Raw genomic sequence first — 21,301 nt, 5'->3', positions numbered from 1 at the left:
CTGCCCGTAACAGCCCGATTGGTCAGGGCTAATAATCAGTGGGGGAGGAAGCCCCCCACTGATTAAAGTTTCACTTTATAAACAGACCTCTGGTTGTGTGTATAAACAGGTCTACGGACGCATATCAAAGTAATTATTCTGTACTATTATTAAATGGTGTAATGGTTATGTTTTTCTACATATTCTTTAATAAGGAGGTGGCTTTTTTTATTGACAGAAATAGACTTCAGTTAACTTTTAGAGCATGGTTTTTTATTAATGGCCCAAAAAGGAAAGAATCGGTGCTGTGGGCCTTTTAATAGAATCAGGATATTAGGAGGTTATGAACATGACACGAAAAACATCTGGTGAATGGTGGCTGTCTAAGAAATGGGGATATGTAGCATCGGTCGCTCTCATTCCCTACGCCATTTTAAAGACGCTTTGGGTGTTTGGAGTTCCCCTATTGGTTTCTGAGCATGGCATCGAGGCATTGCATGCATCTATGAGAACCAACGCTGATCCGGTTAGTCGTTTTCTGTATTCCTATGGGGTTGACCTAACCGTCATTTTAGCTATCATCGCTTCATTACTTGCACTCGCGCTGGTTCGGCCATGGGGGTTGATCATCCCAAAAGGATTACCGGGCATTGGTGGACGGAAGGTTCCTGGCTGGTTGCTACTCATTCCTGCTTGGATCGGAGGGTTAACCTTTACCAGTATCTGCATCGTGACATTTTATAAATTAATCGTGGGTTCCATAAGGCTATCTGACACCCAGGATTTCGAGCCAGGGGTGATAATCCCGGTTTATGGAGGATTTTTCATATGGGGAGTGACGATTAGTCTGGCAGCTTTGTCCTACCAAATTAGAACGCGCAGTCATGGGCATTCTCAATAAAAGGATGTTTCTCTGCCCAATCTAATAAAGATTGTAGTAGTATCTTTCTGATTCCTAGTCCTTATGCGGTTTTTGAAGGAGTTGGGAGGTTGGTGGAGGAGTAGGGCTAGAAACAGACTAGTAAAATGGTCTTAATTTTTTCTTCAGACAGCTCGGATAAGATTAAGAAGTTGCTAATCAAAAATTTCTTCAAGCAGTAGGGAATGTAATTATTAGGAATATAAAAAAGACACTCCATCGAGTGTCTTTTTTATATTGAGAGATTATTTTTTGAATTTAACAATTAGTAAAAGAGTTTCATTACTTTTATATAGTTTTCATAGATCGCTGTAATGAAGTGAAATTTTCGTTTTGAGGTAACTTATTTTCTTAGATTGATAGGGATGAGGTGTTACCCTATCAATCTAAGAAATTCTTTGTTTATTGATGAAGATAGTTAATTATGAATTAAGGTTAACCATTATTAATTTAAGTTATTTTACTTTACTTGCTAAGTTCTCTTTGGGCTCCCATATAGCTTCCGATGATGTTTTGATAACTAGGAAGATGTTTAGCAAGTAAGGCCCCAAAGCCTTCAACGTCATTTCGCCAATCACGCTGCAATTCTGCTGCAACGCTAAAGCAGTTCATTAGTTGGACTCCTCTATGAGCCATACGCATAAGGGCAGCATCTGCAACTTGTTTACTAAAAGTTCCTGATGCATCGGTTACAACAAACACTTCATACCCTGCGTTTACAGCAGATAGTGCTGGGAACGCAACACAAACATCAGTAACAACTCCTGCGATAATTAGTTGTTTTTTACCTGTTGTTTCAATGGCTTTAACAAATTCTTCATTGTCCCATGCGTTAATTTGTCCAGGACGAGCTATCTTTGGCGCACCAGGAAAAAGCTCAACCAATTCTTGCATAAGTGGGCCATTAGGTCCGTTTTCAAAGCTTGTTGTTAAAATAACTGGTAAATCAAAAAACTTAGCAGTGTTAGCAAGAGCCAAAACATTGTTCTTGAATTCATCAACACCATAGTCACGTACTAGACTGGAAATAAGACCAGTTTGATGATCAACTAGAAGAACAGCGGCATCATTTTTGGAAAGACGAGAATAGAGATCAGACATTTTATAATCCTCCTTTAATTAATGTAAAAGAAGAGAATACTAAAACAGCGTCTTTTGGGGTGAAATCCTTTTTTGTTTTCTTGGTTTTGTCTTTTGTATTTTTCATATTTTACCTTCTTTCCTGTGACTTTAGAATAATGAAAATACCTTATATTACCATTTTATTAGAAGGTATAATATTTACAAATAATTATTTAAAAAGCAACAATCTTTTAGAAAACAGCCATCGATAAAAAACAGAATGGGCCAAGGAAGAAAACAATCTTCCCTGGCCCCTCATGTTTTTTTATTTCGGTAATGTGAATGTCACTTTTTTGCCTTTTGAGATGTCTTTTGCCTCTTTATTTCGCATCGGTCCTAATTCGATCTCAAAGTTTTTGTCTTTCCAAATCTTTTCATACTGCTCTTGATCTAATGTGTAGACCTGTAATAACTCGCCAGATGTTCCGGTTTTAATCGAATCATTATAGGCGTAATTCAGCAACATACCTTCACTAAGCGTATACTGCCCACCATCATTAAGTGTTAGTTTAGAAGTTAATGAAGACAATGCAATATCTTCAGCTTCTTTGTTATCTAGTTTAAATTTGACAGTTAATAAAACAGTGCCATTTTTGAAATTCCCAAATCGGGGAGCTTCAACGGAATTTGGTGTGAATTTGGTGAATTGGTATCCATCTAATGTAGCATGGACAGCACCTAATTCTTGACTTTGATTAATGTTTGATTTCTCTTTTAGCATTGTTTTCTCGCCCATGTTATCAGTGGTTGCTTTATCTTGATAAAACGTTTTATCTGCTGCAACCTTTTCAGCACCTTGTTTATTTAAACTTAATGCAAAATTCACCGGACTTCCGATTGGAGCGTCAAATTTTCCTTTATTAGCTTGCGCTGAAGGAATTTTAACTGCTACTGTTGATAGCTCTAAAATTTTTGCTAAATCATCTTTACCGAATGGATAAGCAACATAACCAGAAACAGTTTCTCCTGCTTTTACTATATAATCATTTCCTGGCGACAACTTTGTAGGTAATTGATCTTCTTTTGGAATTAAATCTCTATAGTTACTGTAAACCTTCTGAGCACCTGTAAATGACATGTCTAAGGCTGGCATATAATAAACATCTTTATTTGCACTATTCTTTACACTATAGTGCGCAAGAATAACCCCGCCATTTGTTTGATTGTTAAAAGGGATATTAAAATCGGTATGAAAATCATTCAGTTCAACTAATGTATAGCTATCAAGCGATACGGAAACATCATCTAATTTATGTACTTGCGCTTCTTTGTTTTCATAAACGACTTTTGTTTTTCCTTGTGTTTCTTTCTCCATATATGAGATAAGCTTTGAATAATCGTTTGAGTTTACTGCTGTATTTTTAGTGTTTTTATCTTCAGATTTTTTGTCTTTTGCTGTATCTGTTTTCTCTTCCTTATTTTCTTTTGTCACATTCTCTTTTTGCTCTTTATTTGCTGTATCACTTTGACCACAGCCAGTCACCATAAGGGCTGCAATCATTACGACAGAAAATAAAGAAAGTATTTTTTTAGACATTCCTCTTCCCCCTGTTTTTTCCTATTAAACTTTTAATCTACACAATCAAATAATTGATTATATCCCCTTCACGTTTTATTATAGAAAAAAGTTTTATCATTTACCAGCTTTTTCTAGTACCTTGCACCATCCAAGTGGATAAATCTGTCTGGTGAAGAGAAAGAAGACTTTGCCATTTTGAAAAATTCATCATAACAAGCAAAACGGAAAAAGGAATCCGTACACATTCAAAGATAATAGCTATGCGATTTTTATTTGTATACTCTCAAATTTTCCAAATGGATTAATTCTATCCTTACTTAGCTTCATTGATCCACATCGTAACAGACTCATTCATACGACCCTCTAAAGCTTGAATATTTTTATTAGAAATGGATAATGCCTGATTTGCATATTCTCTCGGGAACACCTTACGTAAAGAAGATTCATATTCCGCACCGTCACCTGGCTCTCTATAATCTTCTAATGTGAATTCATTTCCATTTTGGATAACTGTGACGCGAACGGGTAGTAAATGTCCTGATTGTGCAACAGTGCCTGTTTCACGATTATATCCTTGCATCAAGGAATGTAGGTACACATCCATGTTTCCGTTTCTACACATAACCCTACTATTCTAGTTTCGTTTATAAACATTTGGTATAATTATAGTGATATTATAAATTTTTATATATTAAGATTTGAACGTAATAACTTATTACTCATGAAAGAAAAGAGGTACAAAATGATGAGTGCTAAAAAAACAGTAGCAATATCTACACTAGCTTTAGCGATGATAGCGGGAGCTGACACCATTAATGCTGAAGTTCCTGATACCGTCAAAATACATGATTCTATCAAACAACATGCAGAAGAGAAGTTATCCGAACTAAATCAGGCGAAACAACATGCAGAAGAGAGAGTATCAGAATTAAAACAGGTGAAGCAAAATGTAGAAGAGAAAGTATCTGAAGCGAAGCAACATGCAGAAGAGAGAGTATCAGAATTAAAACAGACGAAACAAAATGTAGAAGAGAAAGTATCTGAAGCGAAGCAACATGCAGAAGAGAGAGCATCAGAATTAAAACAGACGAAACAAAATGTAGAAGAGAAAGTATCAGAATTAAAGCAGACGAAGCAAAATGTAGAAGAGAAAGTATCAGAATTAAAACAGACGAAACAAAATGCAGAAGAGAAAATAGCGGAATTAAAGCAGATTAGGAAAAATGCAGAAGAGAAATTAACTGAATTAAAACAAACAAAACAAAATGCAGAAGAGAAAATAGCGGAATTAAAGCAGATTAGGAAAAATGCAGAAGAGAAAATATCAAAATTAAAACAGACAAAGCAAAATGCAGAAGAGAAAGTATCAGAATTAAAACAGACGAAGCAAAATATAGAAGAGAAATTATTTGAATTAAAACAGACGAAGCAAAGGATAGAAGAGAAAGTAGCTGAATTAAAACAGATCAAGCAAACGATAGAAAATAAATTAACGGAATTAACACGTACCAAGCAAACCGTAGCAGAAGAGAAAGTATCAGAATTGAAACAGACGAAGCAAACGATAGAAAATAAATTAACGGAATTAACACGTACCAAGCAAACTGTAGAAGAGGAAATAGCTGAATTAACACAGACAAAGCAAAATGTAGAAAAGAAAGTAACTGAATTATCACAGACGAAACAAACTAACACCCCTCTTAAAATGAAAAACGATAACAGAGAACTTCCTAACGCCGGAGGTATAGGATCCAATACAATGCCTCTAGGGATGTTATCAATTTTAGGTGGAATTATATTAATAGTGCGAAATAGAATTAAAAATATATTTCAATAAAATTCATCATAGCAAACAAAACTGAAAAAGGAATCCGTACAAATTCAAAACGTTTTATGATAATAGCTAATAAATCTTAATCTTTTTTACATGAATAAAGTGTTCAATATAAGTGGTAAAAGCCGATTTCCATAGTTGATAGGAGAACGGCTTTTATTGCGTGGTACCTGCAATTGTCTTGTGATTAAAATTTCCTTAAACGAATTTATACATAAGAATATCATCTACGTATTCATTATCATTCATTTTAAATTCTTTCATTTTACGACCTTCTTCAATGAACCCCATTTTTTTGTACAAAGATATTGCACTATGATTTGTTGAGAAAACTCCTAAACTTATTTTTTCAATGAAAGGATGCTTCTTTGCCCAGTCTAATAAAGCTTGTAGTAACATTTTTCCAATTCCTAGTCCTCTGTAATTTTTACTGATCATTATTCCAAAGGAACCTGTATGAGACAATCGTTTTTTATTTTCGGTAAGAAATACGATCCATCCAACAACTTCGCCATCTTTTTCAGCTACAATTAATGTTTCTCTTTCATTTTCTAATATGCCCTGTACCCATTCTTTTTGCTGAGACGACGTTTTATTAAATTCTTCGGATAACGAAATGAGAAACTTGCCTTCGGAAACAACTGATTTCTGTATGTCTAAAATTGCCTCGGAGTCTTCTATTTTTCCAGTACGAATAATGTAGCTAGCAGTATCTTTTGAAACTGGCAATTATATCCCCCCTATAAAATATTTTGTTAATATTCTATATCTCTCTTATAATCTCCTACTTACACTAAACTGCTCCGTTCATTTAAGTAAGTACCTTTACAATCTTAATAATGTTATTTTGTCATCCAAATGCATTTATTAGGTATGATAAGTATTTTGCGGAGGTGACATATGTCAAAAGAGAATGAATTAAATGCGACATGCGAATACGTTGATTACCCTAAGCGAATTATTTAATCACAAAAACGTAGGTATTTGAGAAAAATGTACGTCAATGTAAAATGAATTAAAAACAGTTTAAATAGTGTTCAAAAGCTTATCTTTAAATCAAAATATCATTGAAATCATGCTATTGGATTTTGACAGCCTCTTAGCATATAAAAACGTTGAAATGCGCGTGCTACCCCATAAAGAAAAGGCACCCTTATGAGTGCCTTTCTCCGACTTGAACCACTTTACTTTTAATAATAGCTCTTTCTTCTCGCGTAATGAGATGAATATTCAAAAACCATGTTTTGGGGACCTGGTTCTGACAAATTGTTACTACACGAATAGAGTAACATTGATTTAATATACAGTAAATTGAGAATATTTATATAGAATATTGTTAATGTTTAGTATAGATACTTACCACTATGACTATAGGGGATAAGACTTTATTTGCTAGTTGAGGAATATTTATTCGTTAATAAGAGTTTCTTTTTTAAAACTTTTTTCATAATCTATTACTTCATCCATCGTTCTAAACACTAATACATCAAAAATTTCTTTTTCATTACCACAAATCACAACAAATCCATCAGTTGTTTGTAATACTCTTCCGACAGCTCCATCTGGGAGCGGAATGCTAGTAGAGTGCTTAATATTCATCTTATTTTTCTTAGCAATATATTCGTCAATCGGCATCCCAATAGGGAATGTATTTTGTAATTCTTTGGTGGTGTACAGGGAAGCTGAAGTTTCATTCTTTGCTGAGGCTTTTTGATAAGTTGGTTTACAAGCTGTTAAGGACATAAACAATGATCCAGAAATAACAAGCAAAGAAATCTTTTTAAACATAAAATAATCCACTCCATTCAGTATCCAATTAGTCACCAAATTAGAATAACAAATGGGTTCTATTAATTTTGTTACAATGTGTCTGTCATAAGAAGAAAAAAATGTGCTTATTTAGTGATTTTCCTCGAAATACTAAAAGGGTACTGTTGAATTTTGTAAATACAAGGACAATATATGCATTGGGGACGAGAAAAGTTTGGACAAGCGTTATATGAAGGGTATAAACAGAGAAAAGACACCCTCACGAGTGCCTTTCTCTAGTTCTTAAGTTTACACATTTTTTATAGGATTCTAGGTTTCTGATCTAATGAAAGAAAATATAGAGCAGTTCTATAAGATAATAACATTATGTTAGCTGTAGTTTATATGCAATTTTACATATATGGGTAGAACTAATAAAGTGTTTACTCCTGATCCCTACACATTGTGTGGGGGTTTTTTGTCTTTTTCCTAGACTACATATAGTTATAAAATACAAATCTATCAAAATAGACATTTATTTATATCAATAATATGATTGTTGCATATTATATAAAGAGTTTAATAGAAAGGAGGAATAGTAATGGGATTAGTTTGTTTTAAAGTAGAAAGTGGACAATATTTTTTATACGTTGAAGGCATTAAGATTCCAGTGCCAATTCCTGCAATTGCTGCAGCTCTTTTAATTGGATTAGGAGTAATACCTCTTTGTTCGTAATTCTATTAGATTTTAATAGAGTATTAATAGAACCATTTTCATAATACTCTAGCAGTTTATCCATTGCATCTAGTAGTTTTTTATGAAATTACTAGGTGCAATCCATATGATTTTTTTATAAAAAATCAAGTGTAATAATTATTAGTTACACTTTTACATAAAGAAAAGACACCCTTATGAGTGCCTTCCACCATAAACCATTTTACTTTTAACAACATGTTTTCTTCACAAATGTATCGTCAATCCCATCTCAAGAATATTTTACCATATTTAAATATATTGGTTGTTGAGAAAATAAAAAAGCACTCTTTCGAGTGCTCATACTTATGTAGATACAGAAGCATTACCTTTGCGGAAGATTCCCATTAATCCACCGATTAATAATAAAACTGCTGGTAAGATGTAAATGAATGAGATACAGATGAATCCACTGATAGCTGCAACAGTCATCATAATGCCGCCAACTTTAGCTTTACTTTTAACCATTACAGAGCCGACGATCCCTAAGATTGATAGAGCAACAGCTCCCCAACCTAATCCAATTACACTGTTTGCACTATCAGCGTCCATAGCAGCGCTTACACCACCGATAAATAGCGCAATGAATGCACATAGAATACCAAAAATACCACCAATTAATCCTAATACAAATTCAGTTGTTCGTTTCATGTTGTAAATTCTCCTTTATTTTGCCGCTGTGAATTCAAATTTCACAGATTTATTGTCTAATGTGAAAGTAGGTTTATATGTACCTGTATATTTATCTGACTCCGCTACGTCGAATAGCATTTTTCCTTGGATTTGGTTACCAGGAGCAATGTTTTCGTTAATGAATGGATTATCTCCACCGAAGTATTCTTTGAATTGGTTGCCATTAGCATCAGCAATCTTTAATTCAGAAGTTGCGAAGTAGATATCTTTTTTACCATTGTTTTTAGCATTGAAAGTGATTTCTAGAACTTTACCTTTTTCAGCTTTGATATATTCAGCAGGTTCAACAAACTTAGATGAATTAAAAGTGACTTGTAGTCCATTAATTTCAACTGTGTCGCCTACTTTGTACACTTTGTTTTCAGCAGTATCTTTTTTCTTTTCTTCCTGCTTAGGGTATCTTACTTGCTTACTTCCTTTACTTCAGTTTCTCCGCATGCAGCTAAGCTTAAAGCTAGAGCTCCACTTAGAGCTAATGTACCCAATTTTTTATACATTTTGTTTCCTCCAATTATGTAAAATGTAAGATTTCCTGAACCATCATAACAGAAAAGGTTACACCTATTTTGTCGAAGAAAAATAAAAAAAGAGAGCCAAAGCTCTAACTAATGTCATTTTGTCACCGCAAAGCATTTAATTAGGTATGATAAATGTTTCGCGGTGATGACATATATCAAAAGAAAATGAACTTAACTCACATGGAATTTTGCATGGCGCCGCATTAGATCCGAGTTCAGTCGGTCCAACAGAAGAAACTGGACCCACAGGACTAATAGGAGAAACAGGTTCAACGGGAGCAACTGGAGGAGGTCTAATTCTAGTATTTGGAATGTTAACTTTTTATCAGAAATACGAGTTGTTATTGGTCTAGATGATATAGTTACGGCATCAAGAACAGATTTACTTTCTTTAAACCAAGGGGATGTTCTCCGAATAAATGCTAGAAGTGCTTCTGCATTTATATCAATTGTTAATGCGTCATTTGTTGTTGTTGTAAAGGTTGGTTAGCACTTTTAACAAATAAAGAGAGCCGATTGGCTCTCTTGTTATATTTTATAAAATGGTGAAACTAGGGTTCATTTTGAAGCCCCCGGTTTCTATCTTCATAATAATTACAGAGTATTAAAAAGAAAATTGAAGTTAGTACAAATGTTATTTTGTCACCACAAAGCCCCGGATGTGTTTCACCCGAGGCTGATATTAGATTGAAGATTGAGTCAAGCGCCAGCTTTTTATACCCAAGCTAATCCTAACTACCAATTACCCACCTCAACATCTGCTTTTAACCATTTTTCCCAAAGTGGATCTTCTATTTTAAGGAAGCTTAATGACGTACCTTTCATATCTAAGGAGGTTAGGTGAGTTCCGACTTTTACAAATCGAATATCTAATCCTTCAAGTTCACATAAACGGCGAATGTCATTTGCGAAGATATACTGTTCCATTAATGGAGTAGCGCCTAATCCATTAATTAGGATGGCAAACTTATCACCTTTTTTCCAGCGGTAAATACTTTTGAGTTTATTCATAAGTTCAATGGCCAATTTTTCAGAAGAAAATAATGCCTCTTTACGATATCCTTTCTCTCCGTGGATGCCGACTCCATAAAAAACTTCATTGTCTTGTAAGGTAAAAGAAACCTTGCCCTGGATAGGGTCTATTGCTGGAGAAAGCGCAACTCCTAATGTATGGAGATTACGAATGGCAGAACGACCAATGTCCGTTAATTGTTGTAATGAATAGCCTTCAAGAGCTGCTGCTCCAAGTATTTTATGAACGAAAATCGTACCAGCTACTCCTCGTCTTCTTTTGTTAAAGGAGGCATCATCTTCGATGGAAACATCATCATTCACAATGACATGATCAACAAGTCTGCCTTCCTCTTTTGCCAAAGATTCAGCATTTAAAAAGCTTTCTACGTCAGCTTTAAAGTTTTTAATAATGAGTAGGACACTCTTTTCCTTGGGCACTAAGCGAATTGCCGCTAATACTTGTTCTGGTGTAGGGGGAGTGAAGATTTCCCCATTGACTGCGACTGAAAGCATCCCTTTTCCTACATAACCGATATCAGCTGGTTCATGCCCACTACCTCCGCCGCTTATCATAACAACATCTTGCCCAATTTCAGCAAGGTCTTTCCGATGGATGATGTTGTGTTCTCTGTTATAAGATACTCTATCGCTATGTTCAAAATAAAATCCATGTAACATATCCTGAACAATATTTTGAACATCATTTATAATTTTTTTCATTGTTTTTCCACCTTACGATTTGTTTGCTGATTGCTTTAGTAAAAGTACTAATTGATTGTTTATCATATTTTTGATCATAGAAGACATAATGGATGGGTCTACTGCGCAATGATTCTCAATCCAATCTTTTATCGTCCCAACAAATCCGTGACTATAAAAAGAGGCTAGTGTATCTTTTTTTACCTCAGAAATTGCTAAGTTACAGCCAATTAATAGTTCATCGATAATCTTGATGTATAAGTTTTTCGTATGTTCAAATAGATAGTGATTAAATGAATTTTGCTCGATTACTTTAAATGCATTTCGGTAAAACCCTTGATTTTGGTGAAAGTAATCAAATAATAGGTCGAAAATATTTTCCCATTTCTCATACTCAAGAAAGTCTATAATATTTTCCTTCGTTTCTTCTTTATAAATCCAACTTAGTAATTCAAATTTATCTTTAAAATGATAATAAAAAGTTTGCCTGCGCATCTGACAATCTAACATAATATCACTCACGGATATTTTATGAAAAGGCTCTGTTTCCATTAATTTTTTTAATGAGTTCGCTATGATTTTTTTTGAAATGATAGAAGAGGTCATTGTAATCATCCCTACAACTTTATTCGTTTTTAGACAAATCGTTGATTTTGTCCGTTTACTGTAAAACGCTTTCATTTTACTATAGTTAGTAATAATACGCTTTCAAATATATCACACTTCAGGTGGGAATGTATCGTGGCAGGAGTCCCCTATGAATCAATCAAATGATGGAAGTGTGTATATGGATAGGTTTGTGAAGAATGATTTAGGAAAATAACAAAACGTATAGAGGAGGAATAACAAGTGAAAAAAATTATGAATACACCTGAAACTCTCGTTATGGAGATGTGTAATGGGATGGTTATGGCTCATCCGGAGCTCGAGTTTTTGAAAAAGTATAAGGTCATAAAGAAAAAAGAAATGAACGAAAATAAGGTAACTTTAATTAGCGGTGGCGGTAGTGGGCATGAACCGGCACATGCGGGGTTAGTAGGAAAAGGAATGCTGGATGCCGCAGTATGCGGAGACGTATTTGCTTCTCCCTCGCAAATACAGGTATATCAAGCGATTAAAGAAACAGCTAGCAAAAAAGGTACTTTGCTGATTATTAAGAATTACAGTGGAGATATAATGAACTTTAAAAATGGAGCGCATTTAGCTACTGAGGATGGCATTCAAGTAGAATATGTCCGCGTAGATGATGATATTGCAGTAGAAGACAGTCTCTATACAGTAGGACGTCGCGGTGTTGCAGGAGTTGTGTTGGTACATAAAATAGCCGGTGCAGCAGCGGAAGAAGGTATGGATTTGATGCAGGTCAAGGCTGTAGCGGAAAAAGCAGCGGCAAATGTTCGAACGATTGGTCTAGCACTAACTTCCTGTACGGTTCCCGCTAGTGGTTCGCCTACTTTCAAATTGGGTGAGGATGAGATGGAATATGGCGTCGGTATTCATGGAGAGCCAGGCATAAGACGAGAAAAAATTGCGACTGCAAACGAATTGGCTTTACGCATGACAAATGACCTTGTGAAAGATTTAGAACTAGATGGTGATGAAATTACTGTTCTAGTAAACGGCTTTGGCGGTACACCGCTTCAAGAGCTTTATCTTTTTAACAATGCGGTTACAAGAGAGTTAAATAAAAGAAATATACGAATCAATAGAACGTTTGTCGGCAATTACATGACTAGTATCGATATGGCTGGAATTTCCCTAACAGTGATGAAGCTGGACGATGAACTGAAAACATTGTTATCTAAAGAATGTAATACACCTGCGTTTAAGGTAGATGGACCAATTGAGAGTGTGGAATACGTTGATATTGAGAATCACGAAGAAGAGAAGCCTGTTTTCTTTGAGACGGAAACGGCGGAAGAACACGCTGTAATCAAGAATGAGGTAATCACATTAAATAATATGATTTATCTTGTAGATAAAATGAGCGAAGTGATTATTAAGAACGAAGTACCATTCTGCGAATTGGATACGCATGCAGGTGATGGCGATTTTGGGATGAGCGTCGCTAAGGGATTCAAGCAATTAAAGCGAGAATGGAGATCGATTTTGGATCAAGAACATTTAAATATAGGAACATTTCTAGATGCGTGCTCTATGGTTATTATGGAACATTGCGGCGGAGCTTCTGGTCCGATTTGGGGCGGAGCTTTCCGAGCAGCAGGTAAGGCTATGGAAGGAAAAATGGAATTAACAGTCGGAGAGTTTGCTGAAATGTTGCATGCTTCACTGGAAGGTATACAGTCTATTGGTGAGCGCTCTTTCGGAAGAGGAGCAGAGGTAGGCGATAAAACGCTTGTGGATGCGCTTGTACCTTGTGTAAATTCTTGGTTAGAAAGTGCTACAGCTGGTACAGATTTTAAGACTGCTTTTGAAAAAGGAGCAGCGGCTGCCGTTAGAGGAGCTGAATATACAAAAGAAATTGTTGCTAGAATGGGACGCGCTGGTACGGTTGGGGAAAGAAGCCTAGGTTATCCTGATGCTGGTGCCTTTGCGCTAGGAGTTATTTTTACGGAGCTTTCTAGCAGTTTAAAATAATGACAGTGCGGTGTTTTTAAATATTGGAAAGTGCAAATTGTATAGATGAATAAAAGAAAAATAAGAAAGAAGCAATGTTCAATAAACGTTGCTTCTTTTCTATACATTAACGATTTTTTTTGATAAAGAAGGACTTATGAATAGAGATAAAAAATTATTGTTAACGAAAACTACGTACTATATTCTTTTAGTCTTATTAGAACTCATCATGGTGTGGCTTTGTATGAAAGTTTGATAAAACAACGGTTTAGAATTAATTTTTTTATTGAACGAACGGGGAAGGAGATGGAAATGAATGCTAACCCATTATGAAATAAAAGCTCTCAGACAAATCAATCCGTCTGAGAGCTGGCTGTATTGTATGTTACATCATTACTGTTTGATTTTTTTTGTCCTGAGAAGCATGTAGTTGTACCATCGCAAATCGTGCAATTGGTTGAATTACTAAGCTTTCAGCAATTAGGGCGATTAAGAAGTTTCTAGGCCAATGTGTTAAGAAGTTGCTAAAGACTTCAGAATGAAGCCCGTTTCCTACAATATCACCAATAAGCGTCATAGAGACTGACATTCCGAATACAGTGAATAAGATGCGGAATAAAATTTTTGCATGAAAGCTATCCGTTGGTTCTGTAAATTTTCCTACTAATTTTTCTGCAATACGACCAATAAGAACCGGTTCAATAATCATGACAATAATCCAAATTATTGGTAACGCCTTAAGAATCAGTAAGGCAGTGTTTTTATTTAATTCACCGACATCTAGAATGATATTTAATGACGTCATAAACAGAACTGTTAGTGTACAAATGATTGCACCGAACAAGGCACCCTCCTTTCGGTTTCTTGGCAATCTTGTTTCTTGTTTCATTGTTTTCTTCCTTTCAAAAGCTTATTTTAGACATTAGTAATACGATAAATACAGAGCAAATGCAGTCACAATTGTGTCAATAATTGATAACGTGACGGAGGGCATAAACGTTTGGCTTGTTGTAAATTCCTACGTCAAAATGCCCATTACAGGTACTACGATTCTTAAAGTTAAAGATAACCTGTTACTAACCACTAGATTGTGGTAACAAGCATGCTAAAAAGGGTGCTTCGTTTCTCCAAGTGCAATATTTAAGGCTGTTTCAATAAACAACTCGATAATTCCTGCAACTAATAGAGTCGTTATAATCGGACTTTGTTTTCATTTCTTTGTTTACTTTTTTTAAATGCTTCCAATGAATCTGGTAATAGTTTGGCTATAGTTTTTAAAGGATCTGTTGATTTTTGCGTTAAACAAAGCATCATCGCACCTTCAATTGAAGCTGTCATCAACAATGCAATAGCGGAAGCTGTTTCATCCGAAAATCCTTCCGTTACAAGTTTCGCACAGTAAATGTGTTGAATGTTTTCATATAGCGCATTACATGCTTTGCGGACAGGTTCATTCACCGTGGCCATTTCACTGACAATACTACTAAATGTATAGCCGGTAATCGTACCGTCTGATTCTAAAATGTGAATCAACGTATCAATCAGTGATTGTGTGGCTTCCTTAGTTGATAGATGCTCTTTGAAAATAGCCTCAATATCTGTAGTGATTGCTTCGTTTAAGATTTGTAAACAAGTAATTAATAGTTCTTCTTTACCATTTGGAAAATGATGATAGAGCGCTCCTTTTGTAACATTACAAGCTTTTAAGATTTCATTGAGTCCGACACTTTTATAGCCTTTCTGCTGAAAAAGATTTGTAGCAGTATCAATTATTAGTGATTTTGTATCCATGTTTCATGTATCCTCCCTTAACATACCAACTGGTCTGTTTGTTAGTATAACAAAATAATTCTCCATGATGTAAGTGTTTTTTATGTTCTTTTACAAGGAAATTTCACAAATTAGACAATAGAACGTGCGTGAGTTGAAGTAGGACTATAAAAAGGGCCTCAAAATTATATACTGAAAAGATGTTTTCGATACTGCAGCAGAGTCATTTTTGGGTAGAGGATATGATTTATTTTTGATACATTAATAATTGGGAAATACAAATAAGGGGTAGAGATGTAGAAATGGAATTATTTGATTATTATAAGCGAAAAGGGAAGTTTAAACTTTTAATTGGGACCGGTATTTTTATTCTTGCGTTATGCGCTGTGTATGAGAAGTGGGGAAATGTTAATTGGGGACAGGTTACCTTTATTGTGATTGCTTCTTCTGTCTTTTTCGGAATTGGATTTTGGCAGTTACGAAAAGGAAATTTGATACAAAAGAATGCTGTGAAAAGTAATACAACGTTTTGGGATATTGATACTTTTGTCATATTAGAATTACCTAAACGGAACAAACAATTTGGTTTATATCATCCTGATGGTGGATATGCTGCAGGAACAAAGATGATTTCATCTAACATTCTTTCTTCAATGATACCTTTTTTAAACAATAAAGATGTGTATGGATTAGAAACGAGCAGCGGGGAAATTCTTGCATATTTTCATAAGGAAGTCGATGGGTATGATTGGGTAATCTATGATTCGAATTATAACCAGATTGGTATGTTTAAGGAAAAGATGATACAAGGATTTACCATGATACGTGGTTCTTTGATGGCAGATAAAGAAACGAAGTTGTCCGATGTAGAAGTAGAGTTTGATTTTATTCAAACAACTCTTCGTACAATAGATGGACGTACATTAGTAATCGGTAAGCAAGGATATATGCCCATAGAATGGAGTGAAAGGTTTATGGGATTAAATGTGCCTACTATTACATTAGGTTCCAATGCATCTAAGGATGAAAAAATTCTAGGTTTAGGGGCGCTCCTTTATAGTTTATACACAATTGAGATTCGAAAAAATAGAGCGAGTGTTTAATAGGAAAATGTTCTTTTTATTTATGAATCCTTACAAAGATGTCATCTTTCTGTAAGGTTAGTAGATAGTTTATTTATTGCTTCAATGTAATAATAAAGGTATAAGAAGCGCCAATAAATTATAGGAGAGTGTCAGTAATGATTGTAACAACGACTTCTGGAATTCAAGGAAAAGAAATTATTGAATATGTTGATATTGTAAATGGTGAAGCGATTATGGGTGCAAATATTGTCCGCGATTTATTTGCTTCCGTTCGTGATGTTGTAGGTGGCCGTGCTGGTGCATATGAAAGTAAATTAAAAGAAGCGCGTGATATTGCAATGGAAGAAATGAAACAACTTGCGAAGCAANNAATGCAATTGTTGGCATTGATGTAGACTACGAAGTCGTTCGTGACGGAATGTTAATGGTTGCTGTAAGTGGTACTGCTGTACGTATATAAAATAAAAAAAGCATCTCATGAAATGATAGGATCATCCCTTTAGAGTAGACATACTCTAAGGGGATTTTTATATGGAAAACTTACGATATAAAATTTAAGAAAAAGCAGTAGATTGATATGTAGTAGAACAAATTAGATGCTACCACAAGTCTGGCTATGTCAACTGCAAATTCTTTTACTAATGTAAGCATTAGAAATATATATGTTTGTGTTCCCCAGTAGCAAGCCATAAATAAACCACGAGATGCAATGATGGCAGGTAAACCAGATCGTGATATAAAAGTACAGGGGGTAAAAGTGAACGTAATGGAAAAAATAACATAACAGACCCTATAAGTGAAAGGACAACTCCATTCATTTTGGGTAACCATCCTAGTCCTGTAATTCACATACCTGTACTTATAGTCAATACAATGGGTGATGAAAATTAACATAAATATCCAATGTAAAAATCACCTTTTAGTAAAACTAAAAAGGTGATTTTTTGTGAAACTATATTAAAATTTTCCTAGGTTGTACTAATGAATATCATGTTTTTTGAAATTACCGCCCTTTACTTCTGCTACGTCATATACGGTAATAAATGCATTTTCATCAATTTCATGAATGAGTTCTTTCATTTTACTTTCTTCTAAACGGTTAATGACACAAGTGATTTCTTTAAATTGTTCCTTTGAATAACCGCCGTAAACTTCATTATACGTTGCACTTCGACCTAAGCGCTCTCGAATTGTTTCTACCATTAATTCAGGTGCCTTTGTGATAATTTTAAAGGTTTTAGAACCACTTAAACCTACTTCAACGATGTGAATTACTTTTGATGCAATAAAGTAAGCAATTGCCGAAAGAATAGCTCCTTGAAGACCAAATACTGTTGAAACAAAAATAAAGACAAACATGTTTAAAAATAAGATGAGATCACTTGTCCCAAAAGGTAATTTTCGAGAAAGTAATACAGCTAACATATCAATACCATCTAATGCGCCACCATTACGCAATGCTAACCCCATACCAAAACCGATGATAATTCCCCCAACAACGGTAACTAACAATGTATCACCTTGAATAATAGTTGGTACTTGATGCATAAGGACAGTACCGATTGCTAGTGAAGCAATACCGATAACCGAATAAATAGCAAAACTTTTACCAATTTGCTTATACCCTAACCAAACAAAAGGGATGTTAATGACTGCAATTAGAAGTCCTAATGGTAATCCAAATAGTTGTGAGCTAACGATACTTAAACCCGTCACACCACCATCTGATACATTGTTTGGGATTAATACTGATTCTAGTCCATATGCTGTTATAAATCCCCCAATAATAATCATTAATGCTCGTAAAATGATTTTTAGTTTATTGGGCTTGTGCTTTTTGAGTGTACTCATATCATTTCCTCGTTTCAAACTATTTTTTTTCATTACTACACATTTTTTAATCAGTTAGACTCATTCCTAATAACTATTCTAACATATTATCATCAAAATACTCCTTGAAGTATTTTTCTTCTTTAAGTAGAAATCTTCACAATCTCTTCTAAAATGTAAAAAAGATATCCAATTTTCTTTTAAGCTGTTATTCAACAAAATGGCCCGATTGTGGCATTACAGAACGGGCATATTTTTAAATAACTTTATTGTCAATCAACAATGTGTACAGAAAATTGTATATTTCTGTACACAACAATATTGAACAAAAAATCAAGGAATTTCTCCTTTATTGTGTTCAAAAACCTTGTAAACTTATGTATGTTCAGATAAATATACATCATTAAGTGATTGGACAAGGAGAGAGAAAACTAAATGAAAAAAGGTTATTAGATAGTACATTTGTTGTTTCAATGTAATAATAAAGGTATAAGAAATGCCAATACATTTTTATAAATCATAGGAGAGTGTCAGTCATGATTGTAACAACAACTTCTGGAATTCAAGGAAAAGAAATTATTGAATATATTGATATTGTAAATGGTGAAGCGATTATGGGTGCAAATATTGTCCGCGATTTATTTGCTTCTGTTCGTGATGTTGTAGGTGGCCGTGCTGGTGCATATGAAAGTAAATTAAAAGAAGCGCGTGATATTGCAATGGAAGAAATGAAACAACTTGCGAAGCAANGTTCGTGATGTTGTAGGTGGCCGTGCTGGTGCATATGAAAGTAAATTAAAAGAAGCGCGTGATATTGCAATGGAAGAAATGAAACAACTTGCGAAGCAAAAAGGAGCAAATGCAATTGTTGGCATTGATGTAGACTACGAAGTCGTTCGTGACGGAATGTTAATGGTTGCTGTAAGTGGTACTGCTGTACGTATATAAAATAAAAAANAATGCAATTGTTGGCATTGATGTAGACTACGAAGTCGTTCGTGACGGAATGTTAATGGTTGCTGTAAGTGGTACTGCTGTACGTATATAAAATAAAAAAGCATCTCATGAAATGATATGATCCCCTTATAGGACAGAAAAAGAAAGCACATTAATCTGTTTACTATAAGGGGATTTTTCTATGGGGAAAATCAGGATAACTTATAGTGGTCTAAATGATTATACGAAATTCGTAAGAGGATAAATTTGTCATGTAACAGTAGTTAATTTAATCATTTGAGAATAATGCCACCGGGCATGTTATACAATCGATTTATAGTATAATCTAATGGTGGAGGTCGTATATGAAGAAATTAAAGTCAAATATAGATTTGGATACAAATTTATTAGAAGCGGTGTTTATTCCGAGAAGGTTTATAATTTTATGGATAACACTCGTGTATATAGCTTCAATGCTTTTAGAATTTCATGATAACATTTTCTCTATGGATAGTTTTTTCTTTACAATAATAATTGTTATCCATACAATCTTTCATTGGTATGCTAGTTCATTAAAGAATAGTCAATTGCTGTACTTCTTTTTTATTCAACTCTTCATTGTATTTTTCGCTGCATTTATTGTGCCAAATGGTTCAATAGCGGTTTTTGTTGGATTAACCCCCATTTTAATTGCGCAAAGCTTATATGTATATAATAAGATATTTAAAGTAATTGCAGTTTTTACTCTCATGTATGCAATATTTTGTGTTGCAATTAGTATCAATTATGGTGTGAATAAATTATCTATTCTTATCTCTATGTTCCTTTTAGTATTAGCAATTATTATTCCTTTTTCCTATATTAATAAGCAGCAATTTGATGCACGTAATCGCATACAGAGATACATTCAAGAGTTAGAGTCTGCATATATGAGAGTGGAAGAATTGACATTAGCCAATGAAAGACAGCGAATGGCAAGAGATTTACACGATACATTAGCGCAAGGTGTAGCAGGCTTAATTATGCAATTGGAAGCAATAGATGCTCATATGCAAACAGGGAATACAAAACGATCTCAAGAGATTATTAAACAAACTATGATAAGAGCGAGAAAAACTTTACATGATGCAAGATTGGTTATTGATGATTTGCGTCATACCACCAATTCATTTAATGAAGCAGTAGAGGAAGAAGTGCAACGTTTTTCTGAGGCTACGTCTATACATGTGAGATTTAATATTCAAAGTCCCCCGCTTATTTCAAACTTAGTAAAGGAACACTGTTTATATTTAATAAGTGAATGTTTAACCAATATCGTGAAACATTCACAGGCAACGGATGTGAATATAGAAGTTGATTATATGTATGACCTTGAGAAACTCACTATCGAAATTGAAGATAATGGAATTGGTTTTGACACTGGGTATATCGGTAAGAATCCTGGACACTATGGTTTAATTGGTTTAAATGAGCGTGTTCGATTGATCAAGGGAGAAATACACATATCGAGTGAAAAGATGAAGGGTACTAAAGTACATATTCAAGTACCGATGAATAAAGAAGGAGATAGATATGAAGTATAATGTATTAATTGTTGATGATCATTTCGTTGTAAGAGAAGGTCTGAAATTAATAATAGAAACTAGTGATTCCTTTCAAATAATAGGTGAGGCTGAAAATGGAGAAGAGGCTCTTTGGTTAATAGAGGAAAAGAAACCTGATGTAATTTTAATGGACTTAAATATGCCTAAAATGAGTGGTTTAGAAACAATTGAATCTTTAAATAAAAAACAGGATAATACTCCAATTATTATATTAACTACTTATAATGAAGATGAATTAATGATAAAGGGAATTGAGTTAGGAGCAAAAGGATATCTACTAAAAGATACTGATCGTGACAATTTGTTTCGAACATTGGAAGCTGCTATCAGGGGTGAGATTTTACTACAACCAGATATTATGGAAAAGATAGTTAATTATAAAAGAAAAAAGGTACATACCAATACCATTGAAGAACATAATTTGACAGAAAAAGAACTTTTTGTTCTAAAAGCTATTGCGCGAGGATATAAGAACAAAGAAATTGCATTTGATATGGGGATAGCAGAGCGGACAGTAAAAGCGTATTTAACTAATATATACAATAAACTAGGTGTTAATTCACGATCAGAAGCGGTAGCTGTATCTATCGAAAGAAAATTAATTCATTTTTAAAACATTATATATGCCCAATCGTACATTGTAGGCTTGCCCTTTTGTACGATTTTTTTATTTTTTCTTTATGCTATGCTCAGAGAGTA

General features: G+C 34.4%; 19 protein-coding genes and 5 pseudogenes. 12 read left to right on the top strand and 12 right to left on the bottom strand.

Annotation, left to right across the window (positions count from 1 at the left end; all coding sequences use genetic code 11):
- Window positions 1-328: 328 nt before the first annotated feature.
- Complete coding sequence (locus tag AZF08_RS22605) at window positions 329-880, top strand: hypothetical protein (RefSeq protein ID WP_033676714.1); 552 nt, start codon at window positions 329-331, stop codon at window positions 878-880.
- A 483-nt stretch (window positions 881-1,363) separates the two neighbouring features.
- On the opposite strand, the gene ycaC is transcribed toward AZF08_RS22605, so the two are convergent.
- The 3 genes and pseudogenes from ycaC to AZF08_RS22590 form a co-directional block, all read right to left on the bottom strand.
- The gene (ycaC, locus tag AZF08_RS22600) at window positions 1,364-1,999 is read right to left on the bottom strand and encodes an isochorismate family cysteine hydrolase YcaC (protein WP_033676715.1); all 636 of its coding nucleotides are present in this window, start codon (window positions 1,997-1,999) and stop codon (window positions 1,364-1,366) included.
- A gap of 286 nt (window positions 2,000-2,285) precedes the next feature.
- Window positions 2,286-3,557 (bottom strand): DUF5068 domain-containing protein, encoded by a 1,272-nt coding sequence (locus tag AZF08_RS22595; RefSeq protein ID WP_033676717.1) that lies wholly within the window; start codon window positions 3,555-3,557, stop codon window positions 2,286-2,288.
- Between the two features lie 295 nt (window positions 3,558-3,852).
- A pseudogene (locus tag AZF08_RS22590) lies at window positions 3,853-4,143 on the bottom strand (peptidase M56); the annotation flags it as partial.
- A 141-nt stretch (window positions 4,144-4,284) separates the two neighbouring features.
- On the opposite strand from AZF08_RS22590, the gene AZF08_RS22585 reads away from it, so the two are divergent.
- Entirely contained in the window at window positions 4,285-5,376 is a 1,092-nt protein-coding gene (locus AZF08_RS22585) for an LPXTG cell wall anchor domain-containing protein (RefSeq protein ID WP_064504772.1), read from the top strand.
- Window positions 5,376-5,456, top strand: a pseudogene (locus tag AZF08_RS30185) (SAM-dependent methyltransferase); the annotation flags it as partial. The gene AZF08_RS22585 and the pseudogene AZF08_RS30185, both read left to right, overlap by 1 nt.
- A 115-nt stretch (window positions 5,457-5,571) precedes the next feature.
- On the opposite strand, the gene AZF08_RS22580 reads toward AZF08_RS30185, so the two are convergent.
- Together AZF08_RS22580 and AZF08_RS22575 are read right to left on the bottom strand one after the other, a co-directional pair.
- The gene (locus tag AZF08_RS22580) at window positions 5,572-6,102 is read right to left on the bottom strand and encodes a GNAT family N-acetyltransferase (protein WP_033676720.1); all 531 of its coding nucleotides are present in this window, start codon (window positions 6,100-6,102) and stop codon (window positions 5,572-5,574) included.
- A 678-nt stretch (window positions 6,103-6,780) separates the two neighbouring features.
- The gene (locus AZF08_RS22575) at window positions 6,781-7,161 is read right to left on the bottom strand and encodes a hypothetical protein (RefSeq protein ID WP_033676722.1); all 381 of its coding nucleotides are present in this window, start codon (window positions 7,159-7,161) and stop codon (window positions 6,781-6,783) included.
- A 562-nt stretch (window positions 7,162-7,723) separates the two neighbouring features.
- Between AZF08_RS22575 and AZF08_RS31885 the strand changes: the two genes are divergently transcribed.
- Window positions 7,724-7,858, top strand: a complete 135-nt coding sequence (locus tag AZF08_RS31885) for a hypothetical protein (protein WP_265182923.1) — start codon at window positions 7,724-7,726, stop codon at window positions 7,856-7,858.
- A gap of 324 nt (window positions 7,859-8,182) precedes the next feature.
- Here AZF08_RS31885 and AZF08_RS22570 read toward each other — a convergent pair whose 3' ends face one another.
- From AZF08_RS22570 to dhaS, 4 genes and pseudogenes are all read right to left on the bottom strand, one after another.
- Complete coding sequence (locus AZF08_RS22570; RefSeq protein WP_033676724.1) at window positions 8,183-8,527, bottom strand: DUF4064 domain-containing protein; 345 nt, start codon at window positions 8,525-8,527, stop codon at window positions 8,183-8,185.
- A 15-nt stretch (window positions 8,528-8,542) separates the two neighbouring features.
- Window positions 8,543-9,066, bottom strand: a pseudogene (locus AZF08_RS22565) (DUF4352 domain-containing protein).
- Between the two features lie 756 nt (window positions 9,067-9,822).
- Window positions 9,823-10,821: a DhaKLM operon coactivator DhaQ gene (gene dhaQ / locus AZF08_RS22560; protein ID WP_033676726.1), complete on the bottom strand. Its 999-nt coding sequence runs from the start codon at window positions 10,819-10,821 to the stop codon at window positions 9,823-9,825.
- A 12-nt stretch (window positions 10,822-10,833) separates the two neighbouring features.
- Window positions 10,834-11,406, bottom strand: a complete 573-nt coding sequence (gene dhaS / locus AZF08_RS22555) for a dihydroxyacetone kinase transcriptional activator DhaS (RefSeq protein ID WP_033676727.1) — start codon at window positions 11,404-11,406, stop codon at window positions 10,834-10,836.
- Window positions 11,407-11,649: 243 nt separating this feature from the next.
- Here dhaS and dhaK point away from each other — a divergent pair, with 243 nt between their 5' ends.
- Complete coding sequence (gene dhaK, locus AZF08_RS28240; protein WP_033676729.1) at window positions 11,650-13,398, top strand: dihydroxyacetone kinase subunit DhaK; 1,749 nt, start codon at window positions 11,650-11,652, stop codon at window positions 13,396-13,398.
- Between the two features lie 364 nt (window positions 13,399-13,762).
- Here the strand turns inward: dhaK and AZF08_RS22545 are convergent, their stop codons facing one another.
- A complete protein-coding gene (locus AZF08_RS22545) occupies window positions 13,763-14,266 on the bottom strand; it encodes a DUF2798 domain-containing protein (protein ID WP_033676731.1) in 504 nt (167 codons plus the stop codon).
- 302 nt (window positions 14,267-14,568) lie between these two features.
- The gene (locus AZF08_RS22540; RefSeq protein ID WP_051725871.1) at window positions 14,569-15,168 is read right to left on the bottom strand and encodes a TetR/AcrR family transcriptional regulator; all 600 of its coding nucleotides are present in this window, start codon (window positions 15,166-15,168) and stop codon (window positions 14,569-14,571) included.
- A 281-nt stretch (window positions 15,169-15,449) separates the two neighbouring features.
- On the opposite strand from AZF08_RS22540, the gene AZF08_RS22535 reads away from it, so the two are divergent.
- Both AZF08_RS22535 and AZF08_RS22530 read left to right on the top strand, forming a co-directional pair.
- Window positions 15,450-16,250, top strand: a complete 801-nt coding sequence (locus tag AZF08_RS22535) for a hypothetical protein (RefSeq protein WP_033676733.1) — start codon at window positions 15,450-15,452, stop codon at window positions 16,248-16,250.
- 137 nt (window positions 16,251-16,387) lie between these two features.
- Window positions 16,388-16,692 (top strand): annotated as a pseudogene (locus AZF08_RS22530) (heavy metal-binding domain-containing protein).
- Between the two features lie 518 nt (window positions 16,693-17,210).
- Here AZF08_RS22530 and AZF08_RS22525 read toward each other — a convergent pair.
- Window positions 17,211-18,083, bottom strand: coding sequence for a YitT family protein (locus tag AZF08_RS22525; RefSeq protein ID WP_063177376.1), 873 nt, complete (start codon window positions 18,081-18,083; stop codon window positions 17,211-17,213).
- Window positions 18,084-18,598: 515 nt separating this feature from the next.
- Between AZF08_RS22525 and AZF08_RS32410 the strand changes: the two genes are divergently transcribed.
- From AZF08_RS32410 to AZF08_RS22505, 5 genes and pseudogenes are all read left to right on the top strand, one after another.
- The gene (locus AZF08_RS32410; protein ID WP_063177375.1) at window positions 18,599-18,820 is read left to right on the top strand and encodes a heavy metal-binding domain-containing protein; all 222 of its coding nucleotides are present in this window, start codon (window positions 18,599-18,601) and stop codon (window positions 18,818-18,820) included.
- A pseudogene (locus tag AZF08_RS32405) lies at window positions 18,807-19,010 on the top strand (heavy metal-binding domain-containing protein); the annotation flags it as partial. The gene AZF08_RS32410 and the pseudogene AZF08_RS32405, both read left to right, overlap by 14 nt.
- Window positions 18,988-19,110: a heavy metal-binding domain-containing protein gene (locus AZF08_RS29190; protein ID WP_082793732.1), complete on the top strand. Its 123-nt coding sequence runs from the start codon at window positions 18,988-18,990 to the stop codon at window positions 19,108-19,110. The pseudogene AZF08_RS32405 and the gene AZF08_RS29190, both read left to right, overlap by 23 nt.
- Before the next feature lie 253 nt (window positions 19,111-19,363).
- Window positions 19,364-20,581, top strand: coding sequence for a sensor histidine kinase (locus AZF08_RS22510; RefSeq protein ID WP_033673961.1), 1,218 nt, complete (start codon window positions 19,364-19,366; stop codon window positions 20,579-20,581).
- On the top strand, window positions 20,571-21,215 hold the full coding sequence (locus tag AZF08_RS22505; protein WP_033673960.1) for a response regulator: 645 nt from the start codon (window positions 20,571-20,573) through the stop codon (window positions 21,213-21,215). The genes AZF08_RS22510 and AZF08_RS22505 overlap by 11 nt, the downstream gene beginning before the upstream one ends.
- Window positions 21,216-21,301 lie beyond the last annotated feature (86 nt).

Source organism: Bacillus gaemokensis, assembly GCF_001590835.1.
GTDB lineage: Bacteria > Bacillota > Bacilli > Bacillales > Bacillaceae_G > Bacillus_A > Bacillus_A gaemokensis.
This window is presented reverse-complemented; position numbering and strand designations above follow the sequence as displayed.

Excerpts from the sequence above, each read along its gene's own strand:
- dhaS (WP_033676727.1), bottom strand. The coding sequence starts at position 11,406 with ATGACCTCTTCTATCATTTCAAAAAAAATCATAGCGAACTCATTAAAA.
- AZF08_RS22535 (WP_033676733.1), top strand. The coding sequence starts at position 15,450 with ATGGAATTATTTGATTATTATAAGCGAAAAGGGAAGTTTAAACTTTTA.
- AZF08_RS22595 (WP_033676717.1), bottom strand. The coding sequence starts at position 3,557 with ATGTCTAAAAAAATACTTTCTTTATTTTCTGTCGTAATGATTGCAGCC.
- AZF08_RS22545 (WP_033676731.1), bottom strand. The coding sequence starts at position 14,266 with ATGAAACAAGAAACAAGATTGCCAAGAAACCGAAAGGAGGGTGCCTTG.
- AZF08_RS31885 (WP_265182923.1), top strand. The coding sequence starts at position 7,724 with ATGGGATTAGTTTGTTTTAAAGTAGAAAGTGGACAATATTTTTTATAC.
- AZF08_RS22525 (WP_063177376.1), bottom strand. The coding sequence starts at position 18,083 with ATGAGTACACTCAAAAAGCACAAGCCCAATAAACTAAAAATCATTTTA.
- dhaQ (WP_033676726.1), bottom strand. The coding sequence starts at position 10,821 with ATGAAAAAAATTATAAATGATGTTCAAAATATTGTTCAGGATATGTTA.
- AZF08_RS22605 (WP_033676714.1), top strand. The coding sequence starts at position 329 with ATGACACGAAAAACATCTGGTGAATGGTGGCTGTCTAAGAAATGGGGA.
- ycaC (WP_033676715.1), bottom strand. The coding sequence starts at position 1,999 with ATGTCTGATCTCTATTCTCGTCTTTCCAAAAATGATGCCGCTGTTCTT.
- AZF08_RS22570 (WP_033676724.1), bottom strand. The coding sequence starts at position 8,527 with ATGAAACGAACAACTGAATTTGTATTAGGATTAATTGGTGGTATTTTT.
- AZF08_RS22505 (WP_033673960.1), top strand. The coding sequence starts at position 20,571 with ATGAAGTATAATGTATTAATTGTTGATGATCATTTCGTTGTAAGAGAA.
- AZF08_RS22540 (WP_051725871.1), bottom strand. The coding sequence starts at position 15,168 with ATGGATACAAAATCACTAATAATTGATACTGCTACAAATCTTTTTCAG.
- AZF08_RS22510 (WP_033673961.1), top strand. The coding sequence starts at position 19,364 with ATGAAGAAATTAAAGTCAAATATAGATTTGGATACAAATTTATTAGAA.
- AZF08_RS22575 (WP_033676722.1), bottom strand. The coding sequence starts at position 7,161 with ATGTTTAAAAAGATTTCTTTGCTTGTTATTTCTGGATCATTGTTTATG.
- AZF08_RS22585 (WP_064504772.1), top strand. The coding sequence starts at position 4,285 with ATGAGTGCTAAAAAAACAGTAGCAATATCTACACTAGCTTTAGCGATG.